We start from the raw sequence: 15,456 nt of genomic DNA, 5'->3' as shown, positions 1-15,456 counted from the left end.
ATACCGAACAGAGAAGTTAAGCCCAATCACGCCGATGGTACTGCGTAAAAGTGGGAGAGTAGGTAGTTGCCGTTTTAAGAAGAGAGCCGGTTCAGTATTAAACTGAATCGGCTCTGCTTGTTTATGGAGGAAGCTTGTTCTTCTTGTTCTATAATAAACCCTGTTTTTATTCGTTATCATAATAATAATAAAATATTACATGAATAGTATTTATGATTATCGGCAGCGTTTAAAATTCTTCTTTGTTTTAGTTGCTGTCCTGATTGCCATTGCTTCCGTTGTTGTGTCTGATTTATTGATCAAAGATTTTGCTCAGGAAGAAAGACAGAAAATAGAAGTCTGGGCTGAAGCAACGAGGGTTATGACAAGTGAAAACCCCAGTTTGAATATGAGTTTTGTTCTTAAAATTATTATGGGCAATACTTCTATTCCTGTTGTGTTGTGTGATGAAGCTGGTTATGTAATAGAAAACAGAAATATTGACGTGCCCGAAAAGGATGTCGATGAGTTTTGGCAAGAAAAGGTCAAGGAACTACGGGCAAAGAATCCACCGATAGAAATTGATTTGGGAGATGGTACCTATCATTATGTTTATTATGATGATTCGCTTATTCTGAAAAGCTTAGTGATTTATCCATATGCGCAGCTTACAATCGTTTTTATTTTTATTGTAATAGCCTTTTTGGCGTTAGCTAATTTAAAACGAGCTGAACAAAACAAAGTATGGGTTGGACTTTCTAAAGAGACTGCCCATCAATTGGGAACTCCTATTTCTTCTTTGATTGCTTGGGTAGAATATTTTAAAACCAAAGATATTGATCCATCGCTACTGACAGAGATGGAGAAGGATGTAAAGCGCTTAGAAACGATTGCTGAACGATTTTCTAAAATTGGATCAAACCCCGAATTACTACCTATCGATATTAATGAATCGTTAAGACAGGCATTAGCGTATATGGGTTCAAGAATCTCTTCTAAAGTTAAGATCGTCCCTCATTATACGGAAGAACCTTTGTTTACATCGATGAATGAGTCACTTTTTGCATGGGTTGTAGAGAATCTGCTGAAAAATGCTGTAGATGCTATGGAAGGACAAGGAGAGGTGGACTTTTATATAGAAGATCGTGGAAAGCGTATCCGTATTGAGATCTCTGATACGGGAAAAGGAATACATAAATCTAAATTCAAGACAGTTTTTACTCCCGGTTATACGACGAAAGAAAGAGGATGGGGGCTTGGCTTATCGCTTGTAAAGCGGATCGTTGAGTCTTATCATAAAGGAAAGATTTATGTGAAAAGCTCTGAACTGGGGAAAGGTACGGTTTTTTGTCTTGAACTGCGTAAATACAAGAAATGAGAAATGCTCTTCTTAAAAATAATAAAGAACTTATTGCTTTTGTGTTTATAAATTTAGTACCTTTGCAAGGTTTTTACACTAAAAGGCTTTGGGTAAGTTTGATTTATATAATATAGATTTGAAAAATCTTTCGCCGGGAATACATGAATATTCGTATTCTTTGGAGAATAAATTTTTCATTGACATAGATGGAACTGAAGTACAAAAGGGAAAGGTGAATGTTAATCTTTCCGTAAAGAACTCTAACTCGATATTTGAAATGACTTTTCAGATAGAAGGAGTAGTGATAGTTCCTTGTGACAGATGTCTTGATGACATGGAAATACCTGTCGAATCTCGAAACCGATTAGTGGTTAAATTTGGAGATGAATACGCAGAAGAAAGCGATGAAATCGTAGTCATACCCTTTGAAGAAGGGGCGATAAATTTGGCTTGGTTCATCTATGAGTTTATAGCATTGTCTATTCCGATGAAGCATGTGCATGCACCGGGAAAATGTAATAAAGGTATGTCTTCCAAATTGAAAAAACACACAACCAGAAGTAGTGCGGATGATGATGATCTGGAAGAAGATATGATTGACGATGATATCTCAGAAGAAGATGATTCCGATTCGACAGATCCTCGTTGGGATGCGCTAAAAGGCTTAGTTGAAAATGATAACAATTAAATAAATAAAAAATGGCACATCCTAAAAGAAGACAAGGAAAATCAAGAACAGCCAAGAGAAGAACTCATGATAAGGCTGTTACACCGACAATGGCTATTTGCCCAAACTGTGGTGCGTGGCATGTTTATCATACTGTATGTGGCGAATGCGGCTACTATAGAGGTAAATTAGCTATCGTAAAAGAAGCTGCAGTTTAAGTTTGTCTCTGTATATTAGAAGTACTAGATAGACAGTTAATAGCCCTAAAAGTATTTTTAGGGCTATTTTATTAAAGAGCAATAAATAACTCTGTATATTTAAAAAAAGTAATGATATGATTAACGCGGTAATAACAGGAATTGGAGGTTATGTTCCGAATGAGGTGTTGACTAATGAAGATATTTCGAAGTTGGTAGATACAACGGATGAATGGATTTTGACGCGTGTAGGAATAAAAGAGCGTAGAGTTTTAGGAGAAGGGCTTGGGACTTCATATATGGGGATTCAGGCGGTAAACCAGCTTATTGAAAAAACTGGAGTAAACCCTAAGGAAATCGAAGCTGTAATCTGCGCGACAACAACATCGGATTATCCTTTCCCTACTGCTGCATCAATAATTGGTTATCATACCGGTTGTACAAATGCATTTACTTTTGATGTGCAAGGGGCATGTGCGGGTTTTCTTTATGCCCTGGAAACCGGAGCTAATTATATTCGCTCAGGGCATTACAAAAAAATAATTGTAGTAGCCGGAGATAAAATGACTTCGATTACGAATTATACAGACCGTACGACTTGTCCTCTTTTTGGCGATGGTTGCGGGGCTGTGTTGCTTGAACCTACAACTGAAAAAATAGGTATAATGGATACCTTATTACGCACGGACGGTTCAGGCTTTTCTCATTTACATATGAAAGCCGGAGGATCAGCTCATCCAGCAAGCCATGAGAGTGTAGATAATCATGAACATACGGTTTATCAGGAAGGAAAGCATGTTTTTAAATATGCTGTTTCTTATATGGCAGATGCTGCAGCAGAAGTGGTTGAAAGGAATGGCTTAACGAATGAGGATGTTGACTGGGTTGTACCGCATCAGGCCAATCTTCGGATTATTGATGCTACTGCTAAACGCTTAGGCGTTTCTGAAGATAAGGTTATGGTAAACATCCAAAAATATGGTAATACAAGTGCAGGGACGATTCCCCTTTGTTTGTGGGAATGGGAAGATAAACTTAAAAAGGGCGACAATCTGATTCTTGCTGCTTTTGGGGCTGGTTTTACCTGGGGATCCGTTTATTTGAAATGGGGGTATGATGGAAAAAAAGCATAAGTCCGGATTTGTAAATATTGTCGGTAATCCGAATGTAGGTAAATCTACGCTGATGAATCGATTGGTAGGAGAACGAATTTCTATCATAACTTCAAAAGCGCAGACTACACGGCATCGTATATTAGGTATTGTTAATACGCCTGATATGCAAATTGTTTATTCGGATACGCCGGGTATTTTAAGACCGAACTATAAGCTTCAGGAATCTATGCTTAATTTTTCGCAATCCGCTCTGGGAGATGCTGATGTCCTGTTATATGTGACGGATGTTGTAGAAACGGTTGACAAGCATGAAGATTTCCTGGAGAAGGTACAACAGTTAGACTGTCCCGTATTATTATTGATCAATAAGATTGATTTGACTGATCAAAGCAAATTGGAAGAACTTGTTGTTCATTGGACACAGTTATTGCCGAAAGCAGAAATCCTGCCTATATCAGCATTGTCAAATTTTAATATAGATTATATAAAACGACGTATAGAGACATTGATGCCGGACTCTCCTCCTTTTTTTGATAAGGATGCGTTGACTGATAAGCCGGCACGTTTCTTTGTAACTGAAATCATACGGGAAAAGATTTTGCTTTATTATCAGAAAGAAGTGCCGTATGCTGTTGAAGTAATTGTAGAGGAATTTAAAGAAGAAGAATCTTTGATCAGGATTAAAGCCTTGATTGTAGTTGAACGAGATTCTCAAAAAGGTATTATTATAGGACATCAAGGTCAGGCGCTGAAGAAAGTCGGTGCAATGGCAAGAAAAGATATTGAAAAATTCTTTGGAAAGAAAGTCTTTCTGGAGATGTTTGTCAAAGTTGAAAAGGATTGGCGTAACAGAGATACGCTTCTGAAAAACTTTGGTTACCGATTGGAGTAAGTAAGTATATAAAAATTTATGGGAAATATAGTAGCGATAGTTGGAAGGCCTAACGTGGGTAAATCTACCTTGTTTAATCGTTTGACACAAAGTCGTCAGGCGATTGTAAATGAGGAGGCTGGCACAACTCGTGACCGGCAATATGGAAAAGTAGATTGGTCAGGACGAGAATTCTCTCTGGTTGATACCGGTGGGTGGGTTCTTAATTCTGAGGATGTTTTTGAAGAGGAAATAAATAAACAAGTTCAGATTGCTATTGAAGAGGCCGACTTAATCTTGTTTGTTGTAGATGTGAAGAATGGTATCACAGACTTAGACAGTGAAGTGGCTTCAATACTTCGAAGAAGCAAAAAAAGGATTATTGTTGTAGCTAATAAAGCGGATAACTTTGACGATCATCCGTTGGCTGCTGAATTTTATTCCTTTGGATTGGGAGATCCTTGTTGTGTATCATCAATCAATGGTTCATGCTCCGGAGATTTATTAGACAAGATTGTAGAACTTCTTCCTGTTCTAAAAGAAGATGAAACATTGGAAGATTATCCCCGAATTGCAGTGGTTGGTCGTCCTAATGCCGGTAAATCATCGTTGATAAATGCTTTTATTGGAGAAGAGAGACATATAGTTACCGATATCGCAGGAACAACGCGTGACTCAATTTATACGCACTATGATAAATTCGGACTGAATTTTTATCTGGTAGATACTGCCGGTATTCGTAAAAAGGGAAAAGTAAACGAAGATTTAGAATATTATTCTGTAATACGTTCTATCAGAGCAATAGAAAGTTCGGATGTTTGTGTCCTTATCTTAGATGCAACGCGTGGTGTAGAAAGTCAGGATTTGAATATTTTCTCATTAATACAAAAAAACCGGAAAGGTCTTGTTGTCTGTGTGAATAAATGGGATTTAGTAGAAGACAAATCACAAAAGGTTATTAATACCTTCACTGACGCAATTCGCAGTCGTTTAGCTCCTTTTACTGATTTTCCTATTCTGTTTATCTCAGCTTTAACCAAGCAAAGGATACTGAAAGTTCTTGAGTTAGCTAAAGAGGTAGACCAAAATATGAAAAAAAGAATCCCGACAGCGAAGCTCAATGAAGTGTTACTCCCCCTGATTGAAAGCTATCCGCCGCCGGCATGGAAGGGAAAATATATAAAGATAAAATACGTAACGCAGCTTCCTGCAGGCAGAGTTCCATCTTTTGTTTTCTTCTGTAACCTGCCGCAATGGGTGAAGGACCCATATAAACGATTTTTGGAAAACAAGATTCGAGAGAATTGGGATTTCGCGGGAACACAGATAAATATATACATTCGAGAGAAATAAAATAAGAAAGGACATCAGCAACGATGTCCTTTCTTATTTTCAAGAAAAAGAGAATCACCATCGTTAGGTAAGCCTTTTGTGAGATATACATATTTTTAGGTATTGCAGGAGGGTATATGACGCCTTATCTTTGCTAATGAAAAAGTAACACTATTAGTATAATCGCTATATCAGAACCTTGTGCTAATTATGTAAGCATATAAGATGATTAAACACCGTATGAAGAGAAGTTTTTTTATTGGTTACTTACTCTTCATAAAAATATAGCCTCCTTGTGAAGGGCGGCTATTTTTTTTGCCCTGAAAACACGCTTTTCACAAAACAAGACTTTTTGTGCAATAATGATGATTATTATGCACAAAAAAACGTTTAATGTGCTATATTTGTCGTTCTATTTACTAAACTCAAATTGAATGAAAGCATTAACAATTGGAGATTTGAAAATTCGTATTCCGATTATTCAAGGCGGAATGGGAGTGGGGATCTCACTCTCAGGCTTAGCTTCTGCAGTTGCCAAAGAAGGTGGCGTAGGGGTTATTTCTGCAGCAGGACTTGGATTGTTGTATAAGAAACTGTCTCCGGATTATACAGAAGCAGGTAACCTTGGTCTTATCGAAGAGATTCGAAAAACGCGTGATAAGATGCGTGAAACAAGTGGCGTGATTGGCGTGAATATAATGGTGGCGTTGTCGGATTTTGCTGAACTGGTTAAGACAAGTATATCAGAGAAAGTTGATATAATATTCAGCGGAGCCGGTCTCCCTTTAGACTTACCCTCATTTTTGAAGAAAGATAGCGTGACGAAGCTTGTTCCGATTGTATCAAGTGCAAGGGCAGTACGTATTATTTGTGAAAAGTGGAAAAACAATTACGACTATCTTCCGGATGCTGTAGTTTTAGAAGGACCTAAAGCCGGAGGTCATTTAGGCTACAAAGAAATGCAGTTAGAAGATCAGAAATTCTCGCTTGAAGAATTACTTCCTCAGGTAGTACATGAAGTATCGCTGTTTGAACAAAAATACCATAAAAATATTCCGATTATTGCCGCAGGAGGTATATACACAGGAGAAGATATTTTGCGGATAATGAATTTGGGTGCATCCGGTGTCCAGCTTGGTTCACGATTTGTAACTACCACAGAATGTGATGCTTCTGAGGCATTTAAAAATAGTTATATAGAAGCTGAAGAGAAAGATATTGAAATAATAAAGAGTCCGGTAGGAATGCCCGGGCGAGCTATTCATAGTTCATTTCTCGGGAAAGTGAAAGCCGGATTAAAACAACCGAAAAGCTGTCCGTTTAACTGCATAAAAACCTGTGATATCTCCACAAGCCCTTATTGCATTATTATGGCGCTTTATAATGCTGCTCGTGGTAATTTTGATAAAGGATACGCTTTTGCCGGGACGAATGCCTTTAAAGCTAAGAGTATCATGTCCGTAAAAGAGACTTTTAATGAATTGATCAACGACTGGAAATCCTCTAAGAACAGGGGATAAAAATAGTCAATATAAAAAAGACCTCTCAATAATCTTTTCGTAAAAGAGTTGAGAGGTTTTTCTATCTTTTAAGTCGTAGCTCCCCCTATCTAAAGTTTAGGAAATGGAACGTTGCAACAACAGCAAAAAGAATTATTCTGCAATCGTAACGGATATTAGTTCATTTCCGAGTTCACGCAAGGCTTTTTCGATCTCCTTAACCCTGTTTGCCGATGGTTTTTTTGCCCCGCAAATATATTTTGCAAGTAGGCTTTGATTAATGCCCATACGGCGAGCCAACTGGTTGATGTTTATTTCGGGAAAGGATTTTAACGTTTTGGATACTGCATTCGGATACTTTGTGTCGGATGTAAAAAAACCGTCATAACTCAAATCCTCGTCAATGCTTTCCCAATGTATCCCGAAAGGTGATAAAGAGTAGTCAGCACGTTGTTCGTTCGTAGCCTGTTCCAGACGAGGAAATTCATTAAGAGGAATGCGAGCAGTACGACCGTCGTTCATCTCTAAATTGATATATTCGTCAAACCAAACTCTTTTTGCTTTCATATTCTTATTTCTTTTTAGTGAAACATTCGTTCCAACGGTCTATAATAATTTCTCTGTTTTCTTCGATCGCTACTTCCGCAATCCTTAAATCACGTGGTTTAAGTCCTTGGTTATCTATCAAAATGATAGGGTCAACCATATATCTGGCTTCTCCGTCTCCATTGCTAACATGAACGATCGTTCGAGTAGAAAAAGAATCTAAGTCCGAGGTAATAAAATAACGTTGGCATATCAATATGTCTTTTATTTGATGCAAATATAGGGAATAAATATATTCCCTGCAAATATTCTATACGAAAAAGAACTAGAACTCAAAGATGTACCTAATCTTATAAAACTAACGTATTGTTCTAAAATAAAAACAGGAGAAATGATAAATTTAAATCACTTCTCCTGTTTTAGTAGCTCCGAGGGGAATCGAACCCCTATCTAAAGTTTAGGAAACTTCTATTCTATCCGTTGAACTACAGAGCCATCCTTTTTAGGTCTGCAAAAGTAAGACCTTTTCCTTATATCCGCAAGTAATCAAGTCTCAAAGTGAATCAGTCAAACAGGCTCTGCATAATGGAAACTGATTTGATTTCAGGGAATTCCGGAAGATGAAGGCGGTAATATTCAATTATCCGGTTAACAATGTTTACCCGTTCGTGCCGTGAAAAAGAATATAACGACATATTCTCAAAACTAATCCGTAAAAGTCGTGCAAATGTTTCGCTTTCTTCATGACTGAGAAAGTGACGGTGGGGAGGAATGGCGTTTACAAAGATTCCGTTTAGCATATCAAAATAACCACTATTCCGACTTTCTTGCGTATTAGGGAAAATACCCAGATGTGTAAGGAGCCGCAAAAGAAAAACAATATGGAAATTTGCGACACCCTCTTCGGCTATCTCTAATAATTGAATAGACGAATAAAGAAAACCAAAAAGAGGAGGGTCGGGTTCTGTGTCTTTAACTACGCGAAATAATACTTCAGCCAGGAATAATGCTACAATGTTTTTTATCGGGTTACAGTATATTTCTGTTTGAGGGAAGCATATTCTTGTTTCCTTAACACGATGTAAATCTCTCTTATTTAGATGTTCAACCTCCATTTCAATAACAGATAGAGGAATAAATAAGGCTTTTGATAATGCAGCCTTTTTGCCTCTTTTCCGGGGAACAAGATAGGATGCTCTTCCAAAAGCTTCGGTATAAACATGGATGATCGAATACGTGTCGTTGTAGGCGATTGTATGGAGTACTACTCCTCGTGTTTTAACCAACATAGCCTATTTGTATTCTTTAAGATTGAAAACTTCATCTGTCTTAAAAAATGCACCGATCTTCTTTATCGTAGCACAAAATGTGTACGCGTCATGACAGAAAAACAAGACTTGCTTTTCTTTTGCAGCCTCTTCAAGCATTCTTGTTTTTTCGTCAAAAGATTGCATTGGATTGGTATCGTATGCCGATATCCAATGAGGTGAAACACTTGCTGCTAAAGGGATAACATCACCTGCAAAAACATACGTGTTCTCTTCTCCTTTCAGATACGGAGCAATTTGCCCTTGTGTATGTCCATCGTATAGCTTCAAGGAGATTTCAGGACATATCTGTGTCTCTTCTTTTATCTGTTTTAGAAGACCGGATTCGTAGGCCGGATTCATATTCTCCGGCATGAAAGATGCCTTTTCTAAGGGATGGGGATGCGTGAATCTCTGCCATTGAGCTTCGCTAACCCAATGTTTTGCGTTTGGAAAAGATAATGTGAGTTGGCCAGTTTCTTTATCAATTACTGTTACATAGCCACAATGATCGAAATGGAGGTGAGTCAGTATTACGTCGGTTACGTCCTCTGGCGAAACCCCTCTTTTCCGAAGTTCTTCTCCCAGATCGCATAATCCATAAAACTTATAATAACTCAATAATTTGAGATGCTTATTCCCCGCACCGGTATCAATAAGAACAATCCGTCCGCACGACGTTTTTATCAGTACAGTCCGCATGGCAAGTACACATCCGTTTGCTTCATTTGAAGGGTATCTTTTGCTCCAGGAAGATTTTGGAATAGCTCCGAACATCGCTCCTCCATCAGCATAAAAAAAACCGGTATCTATCAATACTATTTCCATTCCTTGTTTTATGACTTTCAGAGAGCGGTGCTATCTTTTTTAATTTACACCTACCTCTAAATGAATTTATACCTACCTCAAAATAAGTTTACACCTACCGCTAAATTTGAATGCTCTCTGATTTCTGAAGATACATTCTTGTGTATTCCATCACTCAAATATACGTATTCTGTACTGATAATAAAAAATCAGCATAAGAACTTTTGTTATCCCTTTTTTCATTGTATTTTTGCTTCAAAAAGAAAAAGATGCGAAAGGTTCACTTGGTATCTGGGGCGGAACCGTTATTATTTGATATTGCTCTGGCTATTCGCGAAAAGAGGTATGATGTGTCAATCTCGGGGAAGAACTTTACCCAAGAGATGATAAGTCGTTTGGCCCAATCCGGTTGTACTTTCTATGGTGACGGTTGGTTTCCTGAAAAACTGACAAAAGATATAAATTTCGTTGTTTTAGGCTCTACTGTTACAAAAGATAATCCGGAACTTATCAAAGCAAAAGAGTTGGGTCTTCTTGTGCAATCCATCCCTGAATTTATCTATCAAAGAGTAAAAGAGAAAACCCGTGTTGTTATTGCCGGAACTCGTGGAAAGAAAACGATTCTTTCTATGGTCAGTTATGTGTTGTTGAAACAAAAAATGATTTTTGACTATGCGTTTACGAATAAGACGGATGTGTTACCTGATCAGGTTCGTATGAGTTATGAGTCAAGAATTGCGTTGATTGAAGGGGATGAATTGGTTACTTCAGCTCTTGAACAACGAGTCAGAATGGAATTTTACCGTCCGCATATCGCTGTCCTGACCAATATCCAGTGGAATGAATCGAATGATTATGATTCATTGGAGTCTTATCTGAGCACGTATAAATCGTTTATTACTTCAATAGAACGTGAAGGAAAACTTATCTATTTTGATGGCGATGAGATCGTTTCAAATCTTGCCGACACTATTCGGGAAGATATAACAGCTATTCCATACGGCCGGCATGCTATTGAGGAGGCAGAGGGTAAAACAGTCCTTTCCACCCGTTATGGTAAGTTCCCGGTTTATATTCCTGATTCTTATTTTCTTGTTAATATAAATGCCGCACGTCTGGTTTGCCGTCAGTTAGGTGTAAAAGACTCCAGCTTTTATCAGGCAATTTCTGAATATAGCTTATCTTTGCAACTATGATTGTTGCAAAGCAGAAAAGAAAAGAAAATATCGTTGAGTATTTGTTATACATGTGGCAGGTGGAAGACCTGATACGTGCAAATAGTTTCGACCTGAATAAAATCAGGCAGAATGTGGTGGAAAAATACGAACAGCCGGAAGATGTGAAACGTGAAATCCTTGTCTGGTACGAAGAATTGATTGAAATGATGAAGCAGGAGGGTGTCATGGAAAAAGGACATATCCAGCTTAACAAAAATATTATTATTGCATTGACCGATCTTCATCTGCGTCTTTTGAAGAATTCTAAAGAAATGGTTTATGCTGCTGCCTATTATAAAACATTACCCTATATTGTCGAACTAAGAACGAAAGCTTCGTCTGAAGAAGTTCCCGAATTGGAAACCTGTTTTACGGCTATTTACGGTTTCTTACTCCTGCGTATGCAAGGTCGGGAAATTAGTCGGGAGACGATGGAAGGAATTAAGCAAATTAGTTCTTTCCTCGCTATTCTGTCTGAAAAATATCGACAAGATATGAAAGGAGAACTCAAAGAGGAGGATTAATATGAAGAAAATATTAGTAACAGGTGCGAATGGTCAATTAGGAAGCTGCTTGAAGTCATTAGCTGTTGATTTCCCGTCTTATTGTTTTTTATATGCCGATATCGACGTTTTGGATCTGGCGGATAAAGACGCTGTCTTTGCCTATTTTAAAGAAAATGAACTTACTTACGTTTTGAATTGTGCGGCATATACTGCTGTCGATAAAGCCGAAGATGATCAAAGGCTTTGCTCTTTGGTTAATTGTGACGCTGTAAAAAACATTGGTGAAGCGGCAGCTCTGTTTCATATTAAGGTAATCCATGTCTCTACGGACTATGTTTTTGACGGAACGAACTATAAGCCTTATCAGGAAACAGACCCGACTTGTCCTATTTCCGTATATGGAAAAACAAAATTGGCCGGAGAGCAAGCCCTTATGCAGGTTTGCCCTGAGTCTGTAATTATACGCACTTCCTGGTTATACTCCGAGTTCGGTAATAATTTTGTAAAGACAATGCTTCGTCTCGGCAAAGAAAGAGACCAGTTGTCTGTTATTTATGATCAGATAGGTACACCTACTTATGCCGGCGACCTGGCATCTGCAATGCTTGCGATTGTACATGCAGATACATTTGTTCCCGGGCTGTATCATTTTTCTAACGAAGGAGTATGCAGTTGGTATGATTTTACTATCCGTATCCTTCAATTAGCCGGGATAGATTGTCGTGTTTCTCCGATTGAAACGAAAGATTACCCTACGAAGGCAGCCCGCCCTCATTATAGTGTATTAAATAAATCCAAGATAAAAAGCACTTATAAGATCGTTATCCCTCACTGGGAAGCGAGTTTGAACAAGATGCTACCCCTTTTAATGAAATAAGATGAGTCAGAATTCACAAGAGATCAAAAGAAGAAGAACTTTTGCGATAATCAGTCACCCGGATGCAGGGAAAACAACGTTAACAGAAAAACTTTTGTTGTTTGGTGGAGCAATTCACGTAGCGGGGGCTGTGAAATCAAATAAAATAAAAAAAACAGCGACGTCCGACTGGATGGAGATCGAGAAACAGCGTGGTATCTCCGTTGCTACATCTGTTATGGCATTTGATTATGCCGATCATAAAGTAAATATTCTGGATACACCCGGACACCAGGACTTCGCGGAAGATACCTACCGTACGCTTACGGCTGTTGATAGTGTTATTATCGTGATCGATATTGCTAAGGGGGTTGAGATGCAAACACGCAAACTAATGGAAGTTTGCCGTATGCGTAAAACGCCGGTTATCGTTTTTGTTAACAAAATGGACAGGGACGGGAAAGACCCTTTCGACTTGCTTGATGAGATTGAGGAAGAACTAAAGATTAAAGTTCGCCCGCTTAGTTGGCCGATAGATATGGGGCAACGCTTTAAGGGAGTATATAATATCTTTGAGAAGAAACTGAATCTTTATACCCCCAGCAAACAATATGTTACTGAGAATATAGAATTTAATGATATAACCCACCCCGATCTGGAAAAACATATAGGAGATACACTCGCCGAAAAACTTCGTGCAGATATTGAGTTGATTGAAGGTGTTTATCCGGAATTTGATGTGGAAACATACTTGGAAGGAGATATTGCCCCCGTATTTTTTGGTTCGGCGTTGAATAATTTCGGGGTGAAAGAATTGTTGGATTGCTTCATACAGGTAGCGCCTTCGCCACGTCCTGTTCAGGCAGTGGAGCGTGTTGTAGATCCCGAAGAAGATAATTTTTCCGGTTTTATCTTTAAAATACACGCCAATATGGACCCGAACCACAGAAGTTGTATTGCGTTTGTGAAAATCTGTTCCGGTCGTTTTGAACGGAATGCCAACTATAAGCATGTACGTTTTGGTAAGATGATGCGCTTCAGTAGTCCTACGGCCTTTATGGCGCAAAAGAAAGAAGTTGTGGACGAAGCCTATGCCGGAGATATTATCGGTCTGCCGGATACGGGAAACTTTAAGATTGGCGACACCCTGACTTCGGGTGAAGAATTGCATTTCAAAGGCCTGCCGAGCTTCTCACCTGAAATGTTCAAGTATATCGAAAATGCCGATCCGATGAAAGCAAAACAATTGAATAAAGGCATCGAGCAGTTGATGGACGAAGGTGTGGCACAATTATTCACAAATCAGTACAACGGACGAAAGATTATCGGAACAGTAGGACAACTTCAGTTTGAGGTAATCCAATATCGTTTGCTTCATGAATACGGCGCACAATGCAAATGGGATCCCATTAGCTTATATAAAGCATGTTGGATAGAAAGTGATAACAAAACTGTCATGGAGAATTTCAAGAAACGGAAATCTCAATATATGGCTATAGATAAAGAAGGAAGAGATGTTTATCTGGCAGACTCGCCTTACGTACTAACTATGGCACAGAACGATTTCCCGGAAATCAAATTCCATTTTACTTCCGAGTTTTAAAAAGATTTACCCTTACAGGATAGAACAGATTTCAGAAAGCGAACGGACTGTGAACGTAGGTTCAAATCCGTTCGCTTTTTTGCTGTCCGGATTAAACCAAAGTTGATCAATAGCGGATTGATACGCACCGATTATATCAGCCTCCCAACTATCACCTACCATCAACGTCTCACTGCGGCGTGAGTTCGTGTTTATTAAAGCAAAGTCAAAAATTCCTTTATGAGGTTTCTGGATTCCAGCGTCTTCGGAAAGAATCATCTTCCGGATATAGGATGCCAGACCGGAATTGTTTAATTTATTATCCTGTACTTCCCGGAATCCGTTGGATAAGATATACAGTTTGTACTTCTTTTGCAGATACTCCAGCAGTTCGATGGCACCCGGCACAAGGCGTGTCTTGTGTCCTGTTCTTCCTAAAAAGTCTTTATTAATAGCAAGGATTGTTTCTTTATCTTCTATCCCCATTGGCCGCAATACAAAAGCGAACCGTTCCAATATCAACGTTTGTTTGTCAATTTCATGATTCCGGTATTGAGCCCATAGGTTATCATTGTTTGGCTGGTAGATAGCAAAAAAAGCCTCGAAGGAGGCGTAATACTGATTCCATCGGTAGTCAGTATAAATCTCTTCGAGGCATTCTTTATTGTTGTGATACGTATCCCAAAGCGTATCGTCGAGGTCTAAAAACAGATTTTTATATCTCATCATCCCACTTCAATCACTAAATATTTCCCTAAACTCCAGAATTGAGTTTCGTCAAGAATCTTAAAGGTAATATTTCCATCTGCATCTTTTGCAAATTCATATGAACCTTCCGGGTGATTTGATCTTAGTTTTGCCTTGCCTGAAAATAATGGAATCTCTTTTACTTCACGAATATCTATAGCAATAAAATACTCTCTGTTGAATCCGCTCTGTAATACTTTTGATTTAGAGAAAAGTCCGCCACCGGAAAGAATGTTCTGGTCTTTCAACTCTTTAGCCGTACCAAAACAATAATAGGCTGTATGTAGAGACTTATCTTGTGTACGTAATTTTTCTTTCTGGGCTGCTGTTGTTGTTGCCAGATTCTCAACATCCTCACTCAATGTCTGAACCTGCTCGTCCAACTCCTGGATACGGATATTTTTCTTTGCCAGATCTTCCTGAAGAACAACAATCATAGATGCTTTCTGATCAATTTCGGAAGAAAGGCGAGCAATCGTTTTACGTAAAGAACTTGATTCCAAGCCGCTTTTCTTTATTTTCTCTTCAAGTAAAGAGATTTGTTCCTTGTTTTTCTTCAGAGTTTCAGCGATTAACTGAATATTTTCCTTGATCCGTTGCTGATTTGTTTTGTTCATTTCAGCACCCGGCTGTTGCTGTATATTCAAATAGTTTTCAGCATCACGAATAGATTGGAAGTCGGCCTCCACTTCATTGAGGATTGTTATCACCTCGTTCATTTCGGTTGACTGTTTCGCACTTTCCACCTTAAGTGAATCGTTCTCAGCCTTTAATTTTTTGTATTCATTAGATTGCTGTACGCAAGATGCTAATGATAAGGTTGCTATAAAAGCAAATAATAACTTTTTCATTCTTGTCCTTTTTTATT

General features: G+C 38.5%; 17 protein-coding genes and 1 tRNA gene. 11 read left to right on the top strand and 7 right to left on the bottom strand.

Annotated features, from left to right (window positions below; all coding sequences use genetic code 11):
- Positions 1 to 199: 199 nt before the first annotated feature.
- From PHT93_RS12090 to PHT93_RS12060, 7 genes are all read left to right on the top strand, one after another.
- A complete protein-coding gene (locus PHT93_RS12090; protein ID WP_300243292.1) occupies positions 200 to 1,357 on the top strand; it encodes a HAMP domain-containing sensor histidine kinase in 1,158 nt (385 codons plus the stop codon).
- An 88-nt stretch (positions 1,358 to 1,445) separates the two neighbouring features.
- A complete protein-coding gene (locus PHT93_RS12085) occupies positions 1,446 to 2,027 on the top strand; it encodes a DUF177 domain-containing protein (RefSeq protein ID WP_300243290.1) in 582 nt (193 codons plus the stop codon).
- 11 nt (positions 2,028 to 2,038) lie between these two features.
- Positions 2,039 to 2,224 carry a 50S ribosomal protein L32 gene (gene rpmF, locus PHT93_RS12080; protein WP_300243288.1) on the top strand — a complete coding sequence of 62 codons (186 nt, stop codon included), beginning with the start codon at positions 2,039 to 2,041 and terminating at the stop codon, positions 2,222 to 2,224.
- A gap of 116 nt (positions 2,225 to 2,340) precedes the next feature.
- Positions 2,341 to 3,336, top strand: a complete 996-nt coding sequence (locus PHT93_RS12075) for a beta-ketoacyl-ACP synthase III (protein ID WP_300243286.1) — start codon at positions 2,341 to 2,343, stop codon at positions 3,334 to 3,336.
- A complete protein-coding gene (gene era, locus PHT93_RS12070) occupies positions 3,320 to 4,210 on the top strand; it encodes a GTPase Era (protein ID WP_300243296.1) in 891 nt (296 codons plus the stop codon). Before PHT93_RS12075 ends, era begins: the two co-directional genes overlap by 17 nt.
- An 18-nt stretch (positions 4,211 to 4,228) precedes the next feature.
- The gene (gene der, locus PHT93_RS12065; protein ID WP_300243283.1) at positions 4,229 to 5,542 is read left to right on the top strand and encodes a ribosome biogenesis GTPase Der; all 1,314 of its coding nucleotides are present in this window, start codon (positions 4,229 to 4,231) and stop codon (positions 5,540 to 5,542) included.
- Between the two features lie 413 nt (positions 5,543 to 5,955).
- Positions 5,956 to 7,041: a nitronate monooxygenase gene (locus tag PHT93_RS12060; RefSeq protein ID WP_300243281.1), complete on the top strand. Its 1,086-nt coding sequence runs from the start codon at positions 5,956 to 5,958 to the stop codon at positions 7,039 to 7,041.
- A 132-nt stretch (positions 7,042 to 7,173) separates the two neighbouring features.
- On the opposite strand, the gene PHT93_RS12055 is transcribed toward PHT93_RS12060, so the two are convergent.
- The 5 genes from PHT93_RS12055 to PHT93_RS12035 all read right to left on the bottom strand — a co-directional run bounded on the left by PHT93_RS12055 (position 7,174) and on the right by PHT93_RS12035 (position 9,701).
- A complete protein-coding gene (locus PHT93_RS12055) occupies positions 7,174 to 7,587 on the bottom strand; it encodes a DUF2442 domain-containing protein (RefSeq protein ID WP_300243279.1) in 414 nt (137 codons plus the stop codon).
- 4 nt (positions 7,588 to 7,591) lie between these two features.
- Positions 7,592 to 7,822 (bottom strand): DUF4160 domain-containing protein, encoded by a 231-nt coding sequence (locus PHT93_RS12050; protein ID WP_300243277.1) that lies wholly within the window; start codon positions 7,820 to 7,822, stop codon positions 7,592 to 7,594.
- Between the two features lie 167 nt (positions 7,823 to 7,989).
- Positions 7,990 to 8,061: transfer RNA gene (locus tag PHT93_RS12045), tRNA-Arg, on the bottom strand.
- Between the two features lie 68 nt (positions 8,062 to 8,129).
- Entirely contained in the window at positions 8,130 to 8,855 is a 726-nt protein-coding gene (gene recO, locus PHT93_RS12040; protein ID WP_300243275.1) for a DNA repair protein RecO, read from the bottom strand.
- Positions 8,856 to 8,858: 3 nt separating this feature from the next.
- Positions 8,859 to 9,701 (bottom strand): MBL fold metallo-hydrolase, encoded by an 843-nt coding sequence (locus PHT93_RS12035; RefSeq protein WP_300243272.1) that lies wholly within the window; start codon positions 9,699 to 9,701, stop codon positions 8,859 to 8,861.
- A gap of 248 nt (positions 9,702 to 9,949) precedes the next feature.
- On the opposite strand from PHT93_RS12035, the gene PHT93_RS12030 reads away from it, so the two are divergent.
- Genes PHT93_RS12030 through PHT93_RS12015 form a run of 4 tightly spaced genes read left to right on the top strand, consistent with a single transcriptional unit; the run spans position 9,950 to position 13,862 of the window.
- Positions 9,950 to 10,876 carry a Mur ligase family protein gene (locus PHT93_RS12030; protein WP_300243270.1) on the top strand — a complete coding sequence of 309 codons (927 nt, stop codon included), beginning with the start codon at positions 9,950 to 9,952 and terminating at the stop codon, positions 10,874 to 10,876.
- A complete protein-coding gene (locus PHT93_RS12025; protein ID WP_300243267.1) occupies positions 10,873 to 11,421 on the top strand; it encodes a DUF4924 family protein in 549 nt (182 codons plus the stop codon). Before PHT93_RS12030 ends, PHT93_RS12025 begins: the two co-directional genes overlap by 4 nt.
- Position 11,422: 1 nt before the next feature.
- A complete protein-coding gene (gene rfbD / locus PHT93_RS12020; protein WP_300243266.1) occupies positions 11,423 to 12,280 on the top strand; it encodes a dTDP-4-dehydrorhamnose reductase in 858 nt (285 codons plus the stop codon).
- Between the two features lies 1 nt (position 12,281).
- Positions 12,282 to 13,862 (top strand): peptide chain release factor 3, encoded by a 1,581-nt coding sequence (locus PHT93_RS12015; protein ID WP_300243265.1) that lies wholly within the window; start codon positions 12,282 to 12,284, stop codon positions 13,860 to 13,862.
- 12 nt (positions 13,863 to 13,874) lie between these two features.
- Here PHT93_RS12015 and PHT93_RS12010 read toward each other — a convergent pair whose 3' ends face one another.
- Complete coding sequence (locus PHT93_RS12010) at positions 13,875 to 14,567, bottom strand: YjjG family noncanonical pyrimidine nucleotidase (RefSeq protein ID WP_300243294.1); 693 nt, start codon at positions 14,565 to 14,567, stop codon at positions 13,875 to 13,877.
- A complete protein-coding gene (locus PHT93_RS12005; RefSeq protein ID WP_300243262.1) occupies positions 14,567 to 15,439 on the bottom strand; it encodes a hypothetical protein in 873 nt (290 codons plus the stop codon). The genes PHT93_RS12010 and PHT93_RS12005 overlap by 1 nt, the downstream gene beginning before the upstream one ends.
- Positions 15,440 to 15,456: the final 17 nt, after the last annotated feature.

The sequence above is a fragment of the Massilibacteroides sp. genome, assembly GCF_028705895.1.
GTDB lineage: Bacteria > Bacteroidota > Bacteroidia > Bacteroidales > Tannerellaceae > Massilibacteroides.
This window is presented reverse-complemented; position numbering and strand designations above follow the sequence as displayed.